Source organism: Maribacter aquimaris (assembly GCF_014596745.1).
GTDB lineage: Bacteria > Bacteroidota > Bacteroidia > Flavobacteriales > Flavobacteriaceae > Maribacter_A > Maribacter_A aquimaris.
This window is the reverse complement of record NZ_JABTCF010000011.1, coordinates 60,118-79,879: the sequence shown is the minus strand read 5'-3', so window position 1 is coordinate 79,879 and position 19,762 is coordinate 60,118. Positions and strand designations below refer to the sequence as shown.

Below are 19,762 nucleotides of genomic sequence, written 5' to 3'. Positions count from 1 at the left end.
TCTTCCCATGGACAATATACAAGAACTACCCAAAGAGCAAAAAAGATTAAAAGAACACTACTCAAAACAAAAAGATTGGCTTAAATGGGGACCCTATCTTAGCGAACGACAATGGGGTACTGTACGTGAGGACTACAGTTCCAATGGGGATGCGTGGAATTATTTCACACATGATCATGCAAGAAGTAGAACCTATCGTTGGGGCGAAGATGGTATTGCCGGTATTTCTGACCGTTATTGTAATATCTGTTTTGGTGTAGCCCTTTGGAATGGTAAAGATCCCATATTGAAAGAACGTTTATTCGGACTCTCGGGGCCTAGAGGCAACCATGGGGAAGATGTGAAGGAGCTTTATTACTATTTAGAGAACACGCCCTCCCATTCGTACATGAAACACCTGTACAAATATCCCCAGAATGAGTTTCCGTATAAAAAACTAGTAGAGGAAAATAAGCATAGGGGAAAGGAAGAACATGAGTATGAATTACTGGATACGGGCATTTTTGACAACAATGAATATTTTGATGTTGTTACCGAATACGCAAAGGCCGATACCCAAGATTTACTGATAAAAATATCAATCAGTAATCGAGGACCGAAAACAGCACTGGTCTGCCTACTACCTACGTTGTGGATACGTAATTTTTGGAGTTTCATTGCTATGGACGAGAAACCCAAAATAAAAAAGGAAAAAGGAACGGATTCGCCATATGTCTCCATAAGGCATTCCTATGTTGGTGAGTACAACCTATATTTTGATAGGCCATCGCGATTATTGTTTACTGAAAATGAAACGAATCGTGAAAAGATTTTCGGTGAGAAAAATGACCATCCTTATAAAAAAGACCTTTTCCATGATGCGGTCATCAAAAATGATTATTCGCTGGCGGAGAAGAAAAATGAGGGCACCAAATTTTCGCCACTCTATGAATTGAAACTGAAGGCCGGAGAAACACGAACCATTAAATTAAGATTGACAAAAGAAACACTTGCAGTGCCTTTTGATACTAATTTTGACACTGTTTTTTCGGTTAGGAAAGAAGAATCTGAAGATTTTTTGGACGGTGTGACGCAAAAATCCTCCAAAGAACAGCGGGAAATACAAAAGCAGGCCTTTGCCGGACTCCTTTGGTCCAAACAATACTACAATTACGAGGTAGAGAAATGGTTGAATACCGATTCGGATGATATGCCCGCACCCGAACGAACCCATGGTCGGAACAGTAATTGGAAAACCTTGCGTACCCACGACATCCTTTCGATGCCCGACACTTGGGAGTATCCCTGGTTTGCCGCATGGGATTCGGCCTTTCATTGTGTCTCTTTCGCCATGATCGATCCTGATTTCGCCAAGAAACAGTTGCTCCTATTTACCAAGGAATGGTTTATGGCACCTAATGGCCAGATTCCTGCCTATGAATGGAATTTCAGTGATGTAAATCCGCCTGTACAGGCATGGGCGGCCATTCATATTTACCAAATCGAGCAACGGGACACTGGAAAAGGGGATCTAAAGTTCCTAAAACGAATGTTCAATAAATTGGCGCTCAATTTTACATGGTGGATCAACCGAGTGGATAGGTTCGATAAGAATATTTTTGAAGGGGGATTTTTAGGTTTGGATAATATTGGGGTTTTTGATAGGAGCAGTGGAATTCCCGGGGGAGGCATCTTGGAACAGGTAGATGGTACTTCCTGGATGGCGCTCTATTGCCTTAATATGTTGGAAATTGCCCTGGAAATTGCCATTGAAGACGACGCTTTTGAGGATATGGCCATCAAATACTTTGGTCATTTTGTCTTTATCGCAGAGGCACTGAACAAACTAAAGGAAGGAGCCCCGGGTTCCTGGGATGAGGAAGAAGGATTTTTCTATGATACATTGGTCTTGCCCGATGGGCAGTCGATTCCCATCAAAGTGCGTTCGATTTCCGGCTTATTATCGCTGGCGGCCGTACTTAACATTAGAAAAGAAACTTTGGATAAATTACCCCGTTTTCGTGGAAGTATAGAGTGGTTTCGTAAATACCGTGTGGAAAACGCCATGTATCAGGTTGTTGAGGAATATGCCACTGATAAAGATGTTTTACTTTCCCTGGTACCCAGAAAACGTATGGATATTTTGATAAAAAGTATGCTAAACGAATCGGAATTTTTGGGAAGTCATGGTATTCGCTCTTTATCCAAGGGACATGAAAAACCCTATAATATTGAAATCGATGGAACCAATTACGGTATTAGCTATGAACCCGCAGAATCCCAAACCGATCTTTTCGGTGGCAATTCCAACTGGCGTGGACCCATTTGGATGGCCATGAACTATTTGTTCATCGGCACTTTCAAGGAATATCACAATTACTTTGAAGATAACCTTAAATACCAATTTCCTTCGGGAAGTGGCAACTATTTGAATTTAAAGGAAATAGGATTTGAAATCAGCAAAAGGTTGATTGCGATGTTCGACAAGGATAAAGAAGGAAATCGACCTATTCATGCATTGCACAAAGAAAAATATGCGGAGGAACATTTTAAGGACCTTATTCTTTTCTACGAATATTTTGATGGTAACAATGGCCGTGGTGTCGGTGCTTCCCACCAAACGGGATGGACGGCATTGGTGGTCAATCTTATCGAAGAGATTAACCGGAATAAATAGTGATTCCAAGGCTACCTTTGTTTTCCGTAATATAACTATTCCTATAAGGGTTACGACCTTCATTCCTGGCAGAAGAAATTGACCGAGGAAGTGGTTTCCTTAGTCCTGGCTTTATTTAAAATAAGGTAGCAACCCTTGATTGGGGAAAGGTGATCATTTAGTATAGCGTTGATCTAAAGTAATAAGTGGCATCATCAGGAATGGAAGGCACTATCGTATGCACGTGCTTTTTATATCGCGATCGGTCCTCTTCGGGGGCGTTTGGAAATTCATATTTTCCAATAACTTCTGTTTTTACCATATTCCATCCCGGTGTAAAACTAAGGTCATATGTAACGGTAGTTTCAACCAGTAATGGAGTGCCCGTGTTGCTTAAATCCCCTTTCCAATTTTCATTGGCCTTAATCGCGCAGGCTTCGTCAACATAAACCCATGATAATAGATACCCCTCATCACCATAATATAAATCCCCGGATGTTAATAGGTTTCGGGTTACTTTTTCAGAATTTCCGATGGTCAAGATCCCTATTTGTTTATCATTTTGATATACCGATAAATAAGCGTTGAGTTTAAATCCGGAATCTTCATTATGGTATTGATACGCCTCTGGATTATGGATATCAAAAAAATTGTTGCTATCCTTAAATTCCTTAATAGGTTTTAGTATGGGTACTTTGTTAGTGGGATGCAATGCAATAGTTCCATCTGCCTTAATGACACCGACCTTAACATACTGTACCTTATCTTTTCCCGGGTCATAATAATAGTTGAAAACAAGATCGGCGTCTCCGTTGTTCCAATTTTTCAGTGTATTGACGGAATCACTGGCTATCGTATTTTCCCAATATTTATCCTCATTTTTTGTGGCTTTAGGGATGGGACTCGTTGTATTATTACTTTGCTTATCCGATTCGAGCCTTTTTTGCTGCTGTTCTGCCTTCCTTTGGACCTCTTCAAGATTAAGGCTCTCCATGATGCTATCCCGCATTTTCAATGCCTTATCTATCATTTTTTGTTGCTCAGGTGTTTGGGAGAAACCTGTACACCCAATAAGGATTATAAGTATGGGGAAAATTCGATGTAATGCTTTCATGCTTCCTATATTTTAGAAATATTTACCAATCCACTTTGTTGTTGGAGGGACTGATTGTGTTGAAGTAACCTTTATTTTACTAGGCTTCATTATGTTATCAAAAACACCTTCTTCGTACATGCTGGGAATGGCATGTTCAAGTACGCTCTCAATTTTATATTCAACGAAATTAAATCCGGCTTTTAGTTGCAAATCGTAGCTATAGGTTGTTATAATGGTATCGTTTTCTGTATTGGACACGGTGGAAGTACATTCCCCTTGATACTTAAAATCCGATGCTATATAAACCAGTTCAAGATAGGATCCGGTGACGGCGTTATTGGAATAGGAATCTTCCAGCCTAGGGACCAACGCTTCATCCGTAACCATAAACAGCAACCCCGAATACGGATTCTCTTTCGTGCTTAATGAAATTTGCCCAGCATTGACGGCTTTACCATTTTCATCCTCTGATAGCATGTCATAACTATTATCGCATTTGGAAAACAGGGTAAAGGCCGTGTCCGACATAAAATTGGCTTGTACATCATCAGTAATGGCATTAAGGTCTTTAGGGAAATTAAAAGCTATTTCTCCAGAATCCGAGATGGTTCCTATGGTAAGGGGGTTGTCCATTCCGAAGGAAAACAAGACCAGATCCATAGCCTTCAACGGATAATCCGCCACTGTGTGATTGGTTTGGGCCATGCTAATTTGAAAGGCACAGGCCATTATAAACAAAACTGATTTTTTCATAATAAATGTGTTTTACCGGTTAGAAAAATAATCCATGGTTTCCACTATTAAGGAAGGGCGATAAAAGGCCACGGCTCCTAGCAAAAAAAGTACTACTAATAATACCAGAACACCCATTACACCATCTTTTCTTCCTGGCTCCAAGGTGGATATCCTTGGGTTTGATGGATTGTAGAAGACCTTTAGTTGTTTTCCTATAGTATAGGTGTCCATTAAATAGGAAGCTTTCTTTTGTGAAAGATGCTTGAATGAATTGGCAAAGAATGGTTTTTCGCCTTGATAGGTAGTGCCATTAATATCATAGGTATATTGAAATTCGATTATTTTCGGAAGGGGAAAATCGAGGCCTTTTATAACTACCCCATTAACTTTGGGCCATTGAAGGGATTGCTTTGCCCACCACCAACGTCGGAGTGTCATAAATAAAAAGGGCAATAGCACCAACTGCAGCACAAGTCCGGCTATTTCAAATTGACTAAGGGATGCAAGGTATTCCATTCTGTTAAATTAATTATTTAAATCCTTAAATCGGCTCAAATTACCAATGCCCATGGCTTTCCAGAGAGCATCGGTGTCCATTCCCTTTCCTTCCAAGGTAACATAAAATCGATTATCATAAAGAAATCGAAGCTCGGATTGAAAATCGGCTTTTGTATTTGCAGCCCGATCGGTACCAAAGGTTAAATTTCCGTTGCGCTCTATTTTGGTATATCGTATGGTATTATTGCTCTCCGAAGTTATCTTGTTGAGGTGCAACATTTTTAAGGGTATGATGGCACCAACGGCTTTTGGGCCTGCGGCATCCAAAATTTCCATTCTAATGGTGTCATCCCCAAAGCTGCCTGCAACAAGTTGGGTGTCGGTAATTTCAGGCTCTATTTTGTTCTGTTCAGAGGGGTCTAAACTTAGAGGGTTCAATTTTTTTGGAAATGCAGCTATGAGTTGGTTATTGGTCAGTGGGGTTTTGGTACCTAATTCCTTGAGTAGAAGATCATATTTTTTATTGATATCGTCATTCTTTCCAGTAGCTTCATGGATCACCCCGTCCAAAATTTTCGATGCTGCAGGGTCTGATGACTTAGGGGATTCCTTACATGAAACCAAAAGCAAAATAACGAGGACCAGTTTTAGTGGATTTTTCATTTTTATATGATTTAAGGTTTTATTTTGATTATTGTTTTTAATAAATTACTATTTACCAAACGGATTTGTGGATAATCCCATCATTCCAATCAGTGCGTCTAATCCCGACATTATATTTCCTTCACTACCTGACAATCCAAAAGCGATTGTTTTATAAACATTAAAAGCTAATTCAACTAACGCGGCTTTAATTTTATCATCCATTCCTGAGGAATCCATTATTACGATGGTTTCACAGACAATGGCGTATAACTTTGTCAACGTTACTCCATAAGTAGCCACAATACTGAGAGCCGTCCCTCCTATGGGATTAAGCATTTTCATTTCTGCGAGAAGTGCTATATAAACGGACAAGACGGCCATTATGTCTGCCAATTGCTGGAGCGTTTCTTCGCTGCCTCCACCGGTTCCATCGGCTAACATGCCGAATAATTCCCCTGTTTTTTGATTGATTTGCCAATAGGCCAAACTTTCTGCGGCTTCATCGAAAATTTTAAAATTTCCATCACCCCGGTGAATTCGTTCACTCCAATAGTAGGGCTGTGAAAAGGTTTCTTTTTTCTCTTGGAACCATTGAGTGTCAATTGCCTTTTGTCTTTCTAAAAGTAGGCTGTTTTTTAATTCGGAAACTGTACTGTTGGTGAAAAAATGACCTTCCCTAATAGCCAATTGTGTTGTTTTTTCCAAGGTGATTTTAAATGCGGAATCTGGGTCTTTCGTTAATGTGGTATACTTTGAGGTTGGCAAATAGTCGAATGATTTTGTGGATGCTTTTTCACCCACACCAATTTTATGTTTTATAATGGCAATGCGAATGCCAGAGGAAAAGGTCATGCTCGTTGTGGTAATAGCATCACCCAGTGGTGCCATAAGGGGTAAGATTTCAGGGTGGTATAGGTAACCCCCTTCATTAAATTCTTCTTTTGCCTTACTGGTATCATTGTCTAGAAGTGCTTCCCCCCAAGACCGTGTAGTCAATCTGTATTTTAAAACATCCGATAAGGCTGCCGAAACGGTAGGGCCTTCCCCTTCAAAATAAAGGGTGGCACCTCCGAGAATCGTATTTCTAACGGCTAAGGAATCTGAATAATCCGGCTGAATATTCCCTTCGGTTTGAGGATCCCAACCCGCCAAAACCCTTTTTATGGTAGTATTTCCGGTTTTAACGGTGCAATAGAGTCCAATCAATGATTGCCCTATTTCTTTTGTTGCGTTGGTAACGAACTTAAATTTTTCAGCCACGGTAATCCTCTTGTTGTCAACACCTACGATGGCCTCATGCATCTCTTCCGTCCCCACGGCATAATAGGTGAAAACATACGGCGGAATTTCCATTTTCGAGATGTAATCGGTTATAGCTTCTAGGGTTTTTGCTTGGTCTTTCGCTTTTAACACCATTCCGTTGGTGATTTCTGCCATTTTATTGAATGTTTCAACACTATGTCCAGACTCACTATCATTGACATTTAAGACAATAGTAGGTGCACCGTTTTTATAGATTTCCGCATTTGTCTCGGAATAAGAATCATTATTGTCTCCATCCGTGGCATATATGATGAGATCATAATCGGATTTGGATGCTTTTAATAGCCAAGTGAAAATTTCCGAAGGTGTTTCCCATTTTGTAATAAAGGCCGCTGGGTATTCTTTTAAAATAGATTGGTGTAGACTTTCTATAAAAGCATCCATATGCTCTTGATAATATTCTTTAGGCATACTTAAAGAGGTGTCGTAAAGAATCAAAACCCGCGGTGTTGGGCGGTTGCTTTCCATCAACGCCTGTACTTGTCTGCTGTTATCGGTAATTGAGAAATCGGAGGTCGATAAATTTTCTACAAATGCCCCATCTTCATCGGTTGGTGTTACGTGTAATTTTACCAATGGATAATTTGCGGGAAAAGCCTTGATCTTTAATGCGGAAACTTTTTTCTGTAACTCCGTATTTGGCTTTTTAAGTATGGTATTTCCATTTATTTTGGGTTCATCCCCAGATACATCGATAATTTTCCCATCCAACGTAAAAGGATTGCCTAAAAAGGAATTCTCTTGCATGACTTTGATTTCTTCATCAAAACTTTGAAAAGCAAGTGCAGGGGTAAAGGTGCGCAAGGATCCTATAGGTGTAATGGCTTGTTGCTCTAAACTCAATCCGTTTAAAAAGGATATATTAATTTGATTGCCCACTAGTAAAGTGGATAACCATTCCCCGGATACGAACTCTTTTTCGGTTCTAGGGTCAATGGAATCCCTATAGCTTATGGAAATACTGATTTTTTCATCATTATTTTTTACAGGATCTGCCTCAGAGATATTTATACCATCATTTTTTAATTCCCCAAAAGCTACTGTTGGATCAAAAAGATGCGCATATTTTGTTTCACCATTCAGGATGAATTCCACGGTTGGTGTGCTATAATTATCCCAACGAAAATCGAACTGATGATTGTCTAACTTCTCTTTATTTGGAAGTAGTTGCCAAAGTTTTTCGGCCAGCGCCTTTGATTCATTGTGTTCTTCATCATAAATCGGAATTTCATGGGTTGTGTTTCCCTTGATCTGGAGTTCTTTCCCCCATTGTTTCCATTGACTTTTGGATATGTCGAGACCAAAGTTGCGCTTAATGGGTCTTAAAAAAAAGGCAGGAACTTCTTCTGGTTGGATGTTTGTTCGTTCAAAAACCACCTTTGAAGTGATCTTGGCCTGGGTATACATGTAATTTAAAAGCTCGGCTTTTTCCCGTGGGGTGGCTATTCCGTATCTTAAGGTCCCTTTTAGCCCCCATTTCAGTTGGGTTCCACTATAGCCTACGGACATTCCTGCGGCAGGCATCAAATAAATTTCATCCCGAACAAAATCAAACATGGCCTTGGCATCATTTGAGGCTATTAGAAATTTCATTCTACCCTCTAAATGATCAGGACTTGTTTCCAATGCCATCAGCATTTCTTCCCAGACTTTGTAGGGAGCTTTGCCAGTACCCACAAAATTAGGTTTGTCATCTTTACAGCCGGTAAAAACCAAAGGCATTTGCGCTGCCGCATAGCATAAGGCTAGTTGCTGAATAAATTCACGTCGGGTGGTGCCATCTGTGGTTTTTGGGTTCTTCATGATTTTTTTACTTATTCAGGTTTTTATAACCACGCAATGCATTGATGTCGAAAGCGTTCCAAAGCTCGTCGGGATCCATTGCTTTTGCACTTAGAGAAACATGAAAGCGATTGTCATAAATGAACTTCATTTCTGTTTCATTATACTTCGTCTCACTTATGGTTTTAATACCATCCCGTTCAATTTTAATCAATTTGATTTTGTCGGTAGAAGGAGGTACATAAGAATAGAAGCCAAGAAATGTAGTTACTAATGGATTGTTTTTTCCTGCAGCATCTGCGATCGATAGTGATATTTTCCGGTTTCCGAATTGCCCGACAACTTGCTGCATATAAGGAATGGCGCTAACCTTATCCAATGGATGACCAATTAATTCTTTTGGGAATGCTCCCAATAATTCTTCATCCGTTAAGGGTGTTTTCTGTAAAAGGCCATTCGTGATTTTATCAAAATCGGAAGGCTGATCGGCACCTTTTTCTTCAGTTTGTTCAACTGTTTTCAATAGCTCTTTGGTTACCTTTTTAGCTTCTGAATGGCATGATGCCATAAGCAATAACACAATTGTGAATTTCAGGATTGTTTTCATGTTGATATGTTTTATTCTTTCATTCTGGTATCATAAATACTAAAGTTCTCGAGTTTTATCCGGCCTTTCATGGGAAATAGATTCTCCGTTTTTTTCCTGGCACCATGGGCAATCCCCTTACCGTCAAAATTGATAAGTATTTTAGTCGTGGATAGTTCTTCAAGGGTAACGGAACCTTCATACAGGATTTTGTTGTCGCCTTGAAAATGTTGGGGAGAAGGAATCAATATCTCAATCCTACTCTGTGTTTTTGACGTTGCAGCCTCTTTAGGAGGCAAGGCTAAGCTTTGTTGCGTTATGGTTATGGGTAGTTTCGCGAATATTTCGGGAGAATATAAGTTTACTAAAACGGACTTATTTTGATAATCATGTATTCTAAACTGTAAACCCCCATTTAGAAAAACCACATCGGTGCTGGCCTCTGGATTGTATTCTGTTAGACTGAATTTTTTTCCACTGATATCCGCCTCAACATTTACGATCGCTGTTTTTCTCGTATTTGCCTTTTTTTCCTTGTTCATTGATTGTGGAACGGTATTGTTCGTGTTTACATCCGTATTCTTTCTAGCATTCTCTTTGCATGAAAAAAGTAGTAGTATTATAACTGTGGCAATCAATAATCGTTTCATCGTTTCAATTGTATTTGTCTAATTTTTTCAGGTTTTCAAAGTCGATATATGACCACAATTCTTCTACAGGATCAGGGCCTTCCAGGGTGATTTCAAACCGATTATTGTAAATAAAGCGGATGTAATTGCGTTTAATTTTAGGTTGTAGGAAGGCAATGGTCTTGTAACCATCCCGATCTTGATAAACGTACTCGGTCTGTGGAGGTCCTTGGGGCTGTATCTTATAGGAGTCAAAAAAAGTCTTAACGATGGCGCGGGAACCTACACCATCTTGAATATAAAAATTATAGCTCTTTTTCCCTAAAGGACCATATATGCCCGATGTTAATTGACTACTTACCTGAAGTACAAGGTCACTGGTTGGTTTATGGCCATTGATATCTTCGGGTAAGATGGCAAAGAGTTGATCATTGGTCAAGGGCGTTTTCTTCTTTAGGGCCTTATATATGGCTTTTTGGCTATCGCTAGTCCGATAGGGCTTGTCCATTGTTTTTTCCTTTGCCTTTTCTATAGCAGAAGAAATTTTCGTCTTTTCTTGGTTTGCACTTTCTTTACAAGAAAATAATAGCACCAAAAGGCAGCATATAACGGTGTGGTTTTTCATAATTGTCAATTTATTCAATGGTGAATTTCATGGAGGCGGGGCTAATACTTCCTTTTACCTTTTGCCCCTTGGATGGCACCAACTGTAAAATGATTTCAAAGGATCTAGCACCCTTGAGAGGAAGACTTTTAGCCCCCTCATTTGATGTGAATTTCTGTAAAACTGGAATTGCATCGAAAGCTTCGATGGGTACAAACATATCACCCGGTATCCACGGCCATCCGTCCCGCGAAGTTTCGGATATGGTTTTACCATTGTATTTTACTATGGTTTTCATATCAAAAAGTATAATTTGATCTGATTTGACGTCGGAGGTCCTAAAATTGAAATGAATGTTGTATTCACCATCCTTGAATGCCTTGAACAATGCTACGGGTGTTTTCTGCTTAATGGTTCTGCCTTTCGCTGATTCTTTAATCGCGAGTTTACCCTCAACCGATTGTGAAAAGGAGAAAGTGGTTGTTAGCATAAAGGCTATTAATACTAGAGTGGATTTTTTTAGTTTCATGATTTTATATTTTTTTATATTGATTATTTTTTAGCTATGAAAACACTATTAACTTGTGCTGAGGAAGTACCGTCTGTCAATTTAATCGGCTCCCCATTTTTCCAGATGGTTGCAAACTTACCTTCACTTCCACCTACGTAAACATCGTTATCCATTACAAAAATCGAATTGGCTGTGGCATCAACTCCGCTAACGGATAAATGGTCTGAAGGGAAATTATTTTTCCAAAGTGAAGCAATTCTATTCTGCTCCGAATCATTGACTGAACCCACAACATATACATCATCGTTTGTGACATAAACAGCATTTGCCGATCCATCGGTACTTCCGTTCGATAGTTGGGTAGCAACACCATTTTTCCAGATATAGGCCACTTTTTTTCCATTTTTGACTTGCGAACCAGTGACATACACATTATTCCCCGAAACAAATATATTTCTTGCCCTTGAACCATCTTGGTTATCTGTCAGGGAGGTTGCAACCCCATTTTTCCAAATTGTGGCTACAAAAATTTTAGTTATAGGATCTTCTACATACCCTGCAACATAAACATCGTTTCCTTCTACATATACAGATGTAGCCCATGAATGATTTTTTCCTTGGTTCAAAATCGTTGCTTTGCCGTTTATCCAAAGGGTCGCAACGTATAGTTCACCATTGATAATTGGATAAACTTCCATGCCAACCGCATAAACTGTATCTCCTGAAACGAAAACAGATGAAATAAACGCAACCCTTGATCCATCACCTTGTGGTGTTTTAACTCCGTTTTTCCAAATGGTAGCAATATTGGTTGATCCATTATTTTCGAAACCGCCTATATAAACATCCTCACCAGCGACATAAACCGAGGTTGCATTAGCATTATTCGCGCCGTTGGTCAAAGGGGTGGCGATACCGTTTTTCCAAATTTTTGCAATATCTTTTATTCCATCCGATTCCCACCCAACAGCATATACATCCGTTATTGGTTCTGGTTGTGGTTCTGGCTGTTGTTCCTCGACAGCAATAAGTTCTGTTTTATCATCATCTTTACTGCATGAAAAAGTGAAGCAGATTAGTAATAAAAGGCTGAGGACTTGTGATTTCGTTTTCATTTTTTTGTTTTGCTTAACTATTTAATTTTTGGTTACAAAAACAGCATTCGCATAGGCTTTGTATGTGCCATCTGTTAGTGGTTGCCTTACCCCATTTTTCCAAAGCGTAGCTATGTCTTTTGTATCGGGTCGTTCATAGCCTACAACGTAGGTGTCATTTTCTGAAATAAAAACAGAATTTCCAGAAGCAAATGTGTTGCCATCCGTAATGGAGTTAACGACTCCATTTTTCCAAAGATTCACTTTAAAGCCGTCAGATCCTACAACATATATATCATCACCAGCACTAAATACCGATGATGCACGTGCTTGGAAAGTCCCGTCTGTTAACGGTGTTTTTACCCCATTTTTCCATAACATTGCTACGTTGGTTGTTCCATCATTTTCACTTCCGGCGACAACTACATCATTTCCCGTAACATATAAAGAATAGGCAAAGGCATCATTTGCTCCATCGGTTAACGGCATCGCTATACCGTTTTTCCAAACCATTGCCACGTATTTTGTGCCATTGTTTTCATACCCAGCGGTATAAATATCATTACCCGAAACGTATATTGATTGCAGGCCAGCGGTATTTGTTCCATCAGTTAATGGCATCGCTACGCCGTTTTTCCATACCGTTGCTACATTTTTGGTTCCATTGCTTTCACGACCTGCTGCATAAACATCAGTTCCGGACACAAAAACAGATAGTATTAGGGCATTATTGGCACCATCTGTTAGCGGCGTTTTCACCCCATTTTTCCAAAGTGTTGCAATATTGTTTGTTCCATTATTTTCGTAACCTCCTACATATACATCTTCACCAGCGACATAAACCGAGGTTGCATTGGCATCATTTGCGCTGTTGGTTAAAGGGGTAGCGATTCCGTTTTTCCAAATTTTTGCAATTTTATTCACACCATTGGATTCGTATCCAACCACGTATACATCGGTTACGGGTTCTTTTACAGCTTCAGGTTCTGTATTGTCATCATCTTTACTACATGAAAGAGTGAAGCAGATTAGTAATAAAAGGCTAAGGACTTGTAGTTTTGTTTTCATTTGATTGTTGATTTTCTGAACGTTTTAATTTGAGGTTACGAATATGGAGTTTATAGTGGCATCGTTTTGGCCATTTGTTAAAGAGGTCGGGGTGCCATTTTTCCAAAATTTAGCAACCTTAAGTTCATGACCTCCTACATACACATCAGATCCTGAAACCCAAACAGTACTTGCCGTGGCACTCGTATTTGTATTTAGTTCTGTGGCAACCCCATTTTTCCAGAGTGTCGCAATTTGATTTGAGTTTTCATCGCTATGGATTCCCGCAACATAGACATCAGAACCCTCTACAAAAACATCCATGGCCATACCTTGCTTTTCTCCGTTGGTTAAATCGGTAGGAACCCCATTTTTCCAGAGGACAGCTATGTTAGCACCCTCATTCTTTCTGTATCCAGCTATATAAACATCGGTGCCGTCTACAAAAATTGAAATTGGTCTATTCCATTTTGAACTGTTCGTATAATTTAGATCAACCCCATTTTTCCATACCTTCATTTGGTACGTAAAGGTTTCTGCTAAGTATTCTTCACCCACTACATAAACATCTGAGCCAGCTACAGACACATCAGTGGCAGTTGCATCATTTATGCCTGATGTCAAAGGGGTAGCTACTCCGTTTTTCCATAATTTTGCAATATAATGTGACTCCCTATTGATTATTTCAGATCGTTCATAGCCCACCACATAAACATCATCCTCAGAGACAAAAACTGAATTGGCATTGGCGCTTTTTGTTCCATCGGTTAAATGGGTGCCAACCCCATTTTTCCATACGATGGCTGCACTATTATAACTTGTCTCTGCTTGCCCAGCCACATAAACATCAACTTCAGAAACATAAACTGAATTTGCAAGTGAAGTACCGGCTGCATTGGGAAGAGCCGTTTTTACCCCATTTTTCCACAGTTGTGCATAGGGTTTGTCGCCGTCTCTTTCATACCCTACTAAATATAAGTCTGTAGTTTGGGGAGTTGGCGTAGGATCAACTGGATCAGCCGTACCGGGCTGGGTATCTTCTATGACAGTGGATTCTGGTTGGCTATCATCATCTTTATTGCATGAGAAAGTGAACGTTACTAGAAGCAACACTGCAATTAGTCTTATTTGTCGTTTCATAATCAGTCTATGCTTAAATATTTTTAAACCAGATTTCAAATTTTTCGCCTAAAAATGGCACTGGGTTTTCTTTTTCATTAAAGGCATTCATTAGTCCAATAATCCACATATAGAGAAGTACCAAAATTCCTAGAATGTTTATGATCCAGCCTAATATGGGAATTATTCCTATAATGCCTAGTGCCACTGCTGTAGCGGCCAAGCCTAGGGATTGTTTAATATGATATGCGGCAAAAGCATCTTTTTTGTCATTGTTCATCACAAAAGCGATGATAAGCCCTATGATGGTGATATAGGCAATGATTGCAATGTTCTTACCTTCACTAACTACTGCTGTCTTGTTTTCTGTTGTTTCCATTTTATTTGGTTTTGCTTACCTGATATTATAATCTGATTTGATTATGGTTCTTTGAACTTCTTCAAGACCGATACATTCCATGGTCGCACTCCTTTTTTTCTTTTTAAGATCGGTCATTTGCATTTCCAGCATCAGTACATAATCGTCCTCACCGAAATAATTTTCTAGTCCGGCCGGTATGTTTTTATTTTGGTTTTTATAGATGTCATTGAAACTTACGGGGGCATCTGCCGTGAAATACATACTGATTTCATAGCGGTCGTTCGTGGCTTTAACCCCGGTACAGGTATATCCCATGATTTCTTTATCAGGTAAAGATTCATAACCGAAGGTTGCGGATTCATCGTTCGCTTCTTCAATATCCAGGTCATCAGGCATGCTATTCGCCATAATTGCAGGGCTTTTTTCGGATTGCATATACATTACCGTAATTTTACGCCCGTTGTCCATCACGGTGAACATACTTTCCATTAGTGGGGTGGTAAAACCAAAGTAAGGCTGCCCGGGTTGAAGAAAGTAGTGAAATACAATGTCCCCATCTTTGGTCTTCATGTTTAAGGAGTATTTCCAACTAAAGTCATAGGAGTCAGGAACTAGGGTAGGGTCTGCTTTTCCCTTTCCCATTGAAAAAGGATTGATTTCAAAAGCCTTATCCAATGAGTTTGATGCCTTTTCAGCAACCTTGTCCGATGTTTTTTCCACAACTACATATTCGGCCTTTTCCTTAACGCGTTCTTTTAGTTTTTTAAAGAATTGGGCTTCTGCCTGTTGTACGTTTCCTATAAATGCAAGTAAGAAAAATACCGTGATCGCTATTTTTTTCATGATTATTATGTTTTTCATTTACCTTTAGTCATGTCAAAAAATGCATTGTTAACATTTCTCTTTTAAAAAATTAACTTTGCTATAAATTCACCCTTGGCGTTCTTAAAAGGTAGATGGAAGAAAATCACATAAAAGCGTTGGTACATGGTAATCAAATAGAGGTGGGAAAACTCTATAATAGCCATAGGGATGCTTTTTTGAATTTTGGGAAAAAGTATGGTTTGTCACATGATGATCTTTGTGATATTTACCAGGAAGCCTTCATTGCGCTTCGGAAACATGCTTTGAATGGTAAATTGGCAACAGTGAAAAGCTCTTTGAAAACGTATCTTTTTGGGATTGGAAAATTTATGATCTATGATTTGTTGAAGGAAAAGAAGAAAACAGTCGAATACCAACCTAACAACCCTGGTATTCACGATACGATTGAATTGATCGCTACTGATATCGAGGAAGAGGAATTAAGTCATGAACAGGTTTTATTACAGACCTTTTTTAAAAGATTAGGAAAAAAATGCCAGGAGATGTTAACCTTGTTCTATTCTAGGGGACTAAATATTGATGAAATTGTGGAGCATACGGATTATACGGATGGCCGTGTAGTTAGAAGTCAGAAATCCAGATGCTTAAAAACCCTGAAAGACATGATTAAATCATAGCCTATGTCGAAGCAAGAAGATTTAATTGAAAAATATGTACAGAATAGACTTTCACCGGAAGAAAGGGTGATGGTGGATGAACTCTTGCAAAATGACATTGATTTTCAGAAAGAAATAACCTTACAGGCCAATTTGAAGAAGGCTATCCAAAGGGAGGATGATGATCGTTTTAGGGATTTGATCTCGGAATTGGAATCGAAAGCCAAAATTAAAAAACCAATAACGAGACGTTCCTATATAAAATGGTTGGCAGCCGCCAGTGTGTTACTGTTGGTGGGTTTAACCTATTTTTTAACCATGGATCAAAAGGTTTCTACCGACGATCTTTTTGCCAGCTATTTTGAACCCTACCGGAATGTGGTACAACCACTGCAAAGGGGTGATGGGTATCAAGATGAAAAGACCCTTGCTTTCCTGGCTTATGAAAGAGGAGAGTATGATATCGCGATATCCTTGTTTTCAAATTTGTATTCGACCACTAAAGAACCTTATTATTTATTTTACAAGGCCAATGCCTTGCTAAAATTGGAAAAGCCCAGTGAAGCGGTTCCGCTATTGTTGGAGCATCTAAAGACCAATGATACCTTAACGGAAAAAACAACCTGGTATCTAGCCCTTGCTTATCTAAAAATGAACGATAAGCCTAATGCCCGGATAACATTGGAAAAGGTCATCTCAGAAGGAAAGTATAAAACTACGGAAGCCCAAAAACTACTTGACGCGGTTAATTGACTTTTTGTATAGCAACCAGATAAGTAGCAGTGCAATAAGGGCTACGATTGCCCACAACAAATAATCCGTACTGTTTAAGGGCATCGTATTACCTGTTATTACAATACCGGACCAATAGTACGGGTGTCTTAATAGCGCATCGTCATTTGAATTTAAGTACCTTAGTTTTGCTTGTCGCAAGGCTTCCTTTTTGTTTAACCCGTTACTTAGGTTCTCGTAAAAGAATTTCATTATTTCAGAGGTGCTCTGATCGTTTATTTTCCATAAGGTAGTGACTATTGCGGGTACACCCGCATAATTGAACCCTCTCGCCAAACTAAGCATTCCTTCCCCCTTTTGTAGTTTTCCGAAACCGGTCTCACATGCACTTAAAGTCACCAAATCGGCATTGATATGATAATTGTACAAATCTTTTGCATATAATAAATTGGAGGTGTTCCCCGTATCCTCGAAGGCTAAATAGGAATAGTCGGGAAATTCATCATTGGCGGATGCGTGGGTTGCAAAGTGAATCAAATTATAGGCATCAAGATCCTTTTGAAAATTTGCAATACTCGCCCTATTCCCATCGTAAATCGTTCCCTTGAAATACTCGGAAATATTCTTTGCTTCTTGAACGTTATAAATTAATGGCCCCTTGTCAAACCTTTCCCGATCCGCTTTTATCCCCGAGACCGATCTGTTGAAATTAGGCGCAAAGATCATCAGCTTGTTACTACTTTTTAGGTTCGCTTTGCTTTGTTCCAAGTATAATGTCGCCGAACTCGCATAACTAATGCTATACTTATAAAGTAAATAGGATTTCTCATTTCCTGAATCTGTTTGCAGTACATCAAAAGGAATATAATTTAGGACATCATCAGCAAGGATTACAATATCTGTAGACTTATTGTTATCCATTGCAGGCTCAATGATAGCTTTATAGATAAGATTACTATTTATGCTATAGCTTGTTCTGTCCTCGATATTTGGCATTGATAGCTGTCGGTAATAATCGGTAATTGTTTTTTTAAGGTTTTCGTTAAATGGCAACTTATAAAAAGCATCATTTTCATGGGTTAGTAATGTAAGGAATATCGAATTATCGGTAACCAAATAACTAAGGACCGATTGATTTGGATGTAATTCATTTTTTATTTCTTGTGTGGAAACGACATCAGCGTTATACTTTAAAGCATGGTATTTGGGGTAGTCATGTTCTATTTTTGCGATGTATTCATAGTACTCTTTTTTGATTAGGAACAAGGAGTCGATCAAGGCGGCTTTATCGTTTGGATCCGAGTTGAAGATCTCTTCATCGAAATGGGATATTTTAGCCCGATAAATTTGCTCCTCACTGATCATGTCATCAGGTATGTTCCCGTATTTGGTGGCTTCCGAATTCCTAAGAGCCTCCAAAAGTGTAATGCTCTTGCTTTTTTCCATATAATAAAAAGCATCCTCGATATAGCTGTTTTCTTTAGACTGTTGGAATAATTCATACGAAATACGGACCATGGTCTGAATCGTAGGATAGGTTTCCGTATTTAAAAACTCCTTATCTAATTTACTTTCAAATTCCGGTCGTAAAACATCCAAGGTTTTTATAATGGTTTTGGAAGTGCTATTTGCTTTTTTTAAATATTCAATATCATTGGTAATCGTATAACTTTCATAGAGGGCATTAAGTTTTTCTTTTAAGACCGTGACCAAGATTGTTTTCGAAAGTACCTTGTCCGGATCGGGATTCGATGCATAATCGGGGTCGTTAAAATCTTCTTCCAACTGCATCAATGCCATTTGATAGTACGTTAAAGCTTCTGGTATTTTCTGTTGCCTTAAAGACACCTTACCCAATCTTGTATAAACCATCGCCATATCTTGATGCTTTTGATTCTCGCGATACGCTTTTATTTTCAGTAATCCGGCATGATAATAGGCCTCGGCTTTATCGTATTCTTTTAAACCCATATAGGCATCCCCATAAATTAAGTCTACCTCCCTTGAAAATGGGTTGTCTTCAAAATAGAGGTAAGCACTTTCGTCCAAAGTGGCAATGGCCGATTTGAAATTCCCTTGTATGATATAATTCTTGGCCAATAGAATATAGGTAGAGAGGATCCTGTTCTTAAAGCTTGGGTCTTTTATTTGTGATTTATAGTAGGATAAAGCTTCGGTCAACAATAGGTTTGCTGCCTTAAAATCTTTTTTGTCCTCATACACCTGGGATAGTAATTTTTTGGAGTTCATTGAGGAAGTCTTCCAATCATCCATACTATCCTTGTAGGTGGATACCAATGCAATGTCTTTTTTAAAGTGATACTCCGCCAATTCATATTTGCCCGTATGTTTATAGATAGCCCCAAGAAAGCTGTACAGGCTTGATAGGGTGGCCAAATCATTACGATTACGTTGGGCTTTGGGTATTGCATTGAGTTTGGCAAAGAGTTTTTGAAAATACCCTTTAGCCGTGGTGTAATCCTTTATTTTATAATGGTAATTTCCTTTATCAAAAAGCAGGTAATCTGTATAATAATCGATGTTCGATAAGGTTTTGAAACGCTTATCATAACGTAAGAGGCTATCTTCTTTTTTTAAGTTTTTTCGATAATTTTTTAAATCGTAATAGTACCCGTTGGCATTCATTAAATAAATGTATGCACTGAGCATATATTCCAGTTCATTCTGCTTATCCCCTAAAGCAATTGTCTTATTATAGAAATAGTAGGCGCTATCTTTATTGGTATAATGATAATCATAGGCATTGTTAAATGCCTGTTCCAACTCTGAAGATTGTGCATTGGAACACTGAAAACAAAGAAAGATACCGATTTGGAGTACTACTGCTACTAGATACTTCATAAAAAAAGCCCTCCTTTTGGCG

18 protein-coding genes are annotated in these 19,762 nt (G+C 38.9%); 3 read left to right on the top strand and 15 right to left on the bottom strand.

Annotated features, from left to right (window positions below; all coding sequences use genetic code 11):
- Window positions 1-7 precede the first annotated feature (7 nt).
- Window positions 8-2,656 carry an MGH1-like glycoside hydrolase domain-containing protein gene (locus HPE56_RS15905; RefSeq protein WP_188244741.1) on the top strand — a complete coding sequence of 883 codons (2,649 nt, stop codon included), beginning with the start codon at window positions 8-10 and terminating at the stop codon, window positions 2,654-2,656.
- A gap of 157 nt (window positions 2,657-2,813) precedes the next feature.
- Here HPE56_RS15905 and HPE56_RS15900 read toward each other — a convergent pair whose 3' ends face one another.
- The 14 genes from HPE56_RS15900 to HPE56_RS15835 are packed head-to-tail and all read right to left on the bottom strand — an operon-like array spanning window position 2,814 to window position 15,508.
- Entirely contained in the window at window positions 2,814-3,749 is a 936-nt protein-coding gene (locus HPE56_RS15900; RefSeq protein ID WP_188244740.1) for a hypothetical protein, read from the bottom strand.
- A gap of 12 nt (window positions 3,750-3,761) precedes the next feature.
- Window positions 3,762-4,484, bottom strand: coding sequence for a hypothetical protein (locus HPE56_RS15895; RefSeq protein WP_188244739.1), 723 nt, complete (start codon window positions 4,482-4,484; stop codon window positions 3,762-3,764).
- A 12-nt stretch (window positions 4,485-4,496) separates the two neighbouring features.
- On the bottom strand, window positions 4,497-4,982 hold the full coding sequence (locus tag HPE56_RS15890) for a DUF3592 domain-containing protein (RefSeq protein WP_188244738.1): 486 nt from the start codon (window positions 4,980-4,982) through the stop codon (window positions 4,497-4,499).
- A 9-nt stretch (window positions 4,983-4,991) separates the two neighbouring features.
- Window positions 4,992-5,627 (bottom strand): hypothetical protein, encoded by a 636-nt coding sequence (locus HPE56_RS15885; RefSeq protein WP_188244737.1) that lies wholly within the window; start codon window positions 5,625-5,627, stop codon window positions 4,992-4,994.
- Window positions 5,628-5,675: 48 nt separating this feature from the next.
- Entirely contained in the window at window positions 5,676-8,735 is a 3,060-nt protein-coding gene (locus HPE56_RS15880) for a hypothetical protein (protein WP_188244736.1), read from the bottom strand.
- Window positions 8,736-8,742: 7 nt separating this feature from the next.
- Window positions 8,743-9,321, bottom strand: coding sequence for a hypothetical protein (locus tag HPE56_RS15875; protein WP_188244735.1), 579 nt, complete (start codon window positions 9,319-9,321; stop codon window positions 8,743-8,745).
- 11 nt (window positions 9,322-9,332) lie between these two features.
- Window positions 9,333-9,950: a hypothetical protein gene (locus HPE56_RS15870; protein ID WP_188244734.1), complete on the bottom strand. Its 618-nt coding sequence runs from the start codon at window positions 9,948-9,950 to the stop codon at window positions 9,333-9,335.
- Window positions 9,951-9,954: 4 nt separating this feature from the next.
- The gene (locus tag HPE56_RS15865; RefSeq protein ID WP_188244733.1) at window positions 9,955-10,554 is read right to left on the bottom strand and encodes a hypothetical protein; all 600 of its coding nucleotides are present in this window, start codon (window positions 10,552-10,554) and stop codon (window positions 9,955-9,957) included.
- Window positions 10,555-10,564: 10 nt separating this feature from the next.
- Window positions 10,565-11,062 carry a hypothetical protein gene (locus tag HPE56_RS15860; RefSeq protein ID WP_188244732.1) on the bottom strand — a complete coding sequence of 166 codons (498 nt, stop codon included), beginning with the start codon at window positions 11,060-11,062 and terminating at the stop codon, window positions 10,565-10,567.
- Between the two features lie 23 nt (window positions 11,063-11,085).
- Window positions 11,086-12,159, bottom strand: a complete 1,074-nt coding sequence (locus HPE56_RS15855; protein WP_188244731.1) for a hypothetical protein — start codon at window positions 12,157-12,159, stop codon at window positions 11,086-11,088.
- Window positions 12,160-12,180: 21 nt separating this feature from the next.
- Window positions 12,181-13,206: a hypothetical protein gene (locus tag HPE56_RS15850; protein ID WP_188244730.1), complete on the bottom strand. Its 1,026-nt coding sequence runs from the start codon at window positions 13,204-13,206 to the stop codon at window positions 12,181-12,183.
- Window positions 13,207-13,230: 24 nt separating this feature from the next.
- On the bottom strand, window positions 13,231-14,325 hold the full coding sequence (locus tag HPE56_RS15845) for a hypothetical protein (RefSeq protein WP_188244729.1): 1,095 nt from the start codon (window positions 14,323-14,325) through the stop codon (window positions 13,231-13,233).
- A gap of 13 nt (window positions 14,326-14,338) precedes the next feature.
- Window positions 14,339-14,683: a hypothetical protein gene (locus tag HPE56_RS15840; RefSeq protein WP_188244728.1), complete on the bottom strand. Its 345-nt coding sequence runs from the start codon at window positions 14,681-14,683 to the stop codon at window positions 14,339-14,341.
- 15 nt (window positions 14,684-14,698) lie between these two features.
- A complete protein-coding gene (locus HPE56_RS15835) occupies window positions 14,699-15,508 on the bottom strand; it encodes a DUF4412 domain-containing protein (RefSeq protein WP_188244727.1) in 810 nt (269 codons plus the stop codon).
- 113 nt (window positions 15,509-15,621) lie between these two features.
- Between HPE56_RS15835 and HPE56_RS15830 the strand changes: the two genes are divergently transcribed.
- Together HPE56_RS15830 and HPE56_RS15825 are read left to right on the top strand one after the other, a co-directional pair.
- Entirely contained in the window at window positions 15,622-16,167 is a 546-nt protein-coding gene (locus HPE56_RS15830; protein ID WP_188244726.1) for an RNA polymerase sigma factor, read from the top strand.
- A gap of 3 nt (window positions 16,168-16,170) precedes the next feature.
- The gene (locus HPE56_RS15825; RefSeq protein WP_188244725.1) at window positions 16,171-16,899 is read left to right on the top strand and encodes a tetratricopeptide repeat protein; all 729 of its coding nucleotides are present in this window, start codon (window positions 16,171-16,173) and stop codon (window positions 16,897-16,899) included.
- Here HPE56_RS15825 and HPE56_RS15820 read toward each other — a convergent pair.
- Entirely contained in the window at window positions 16,879-19,740 is a 2,862-nt protein-coding gene (locus HPE56_RS15820; protein WP_188244724.1) for a CHAT domain-containing protein, read from the bottom strand. The two genes, HPE56_RS15825 and HPE56_RS15820, sit on opposite strands and share 21 nt — an antisense overlap.
- Between the last annotated feature and the right edge of the window lie 22 nt (window positions 19,741-19,762).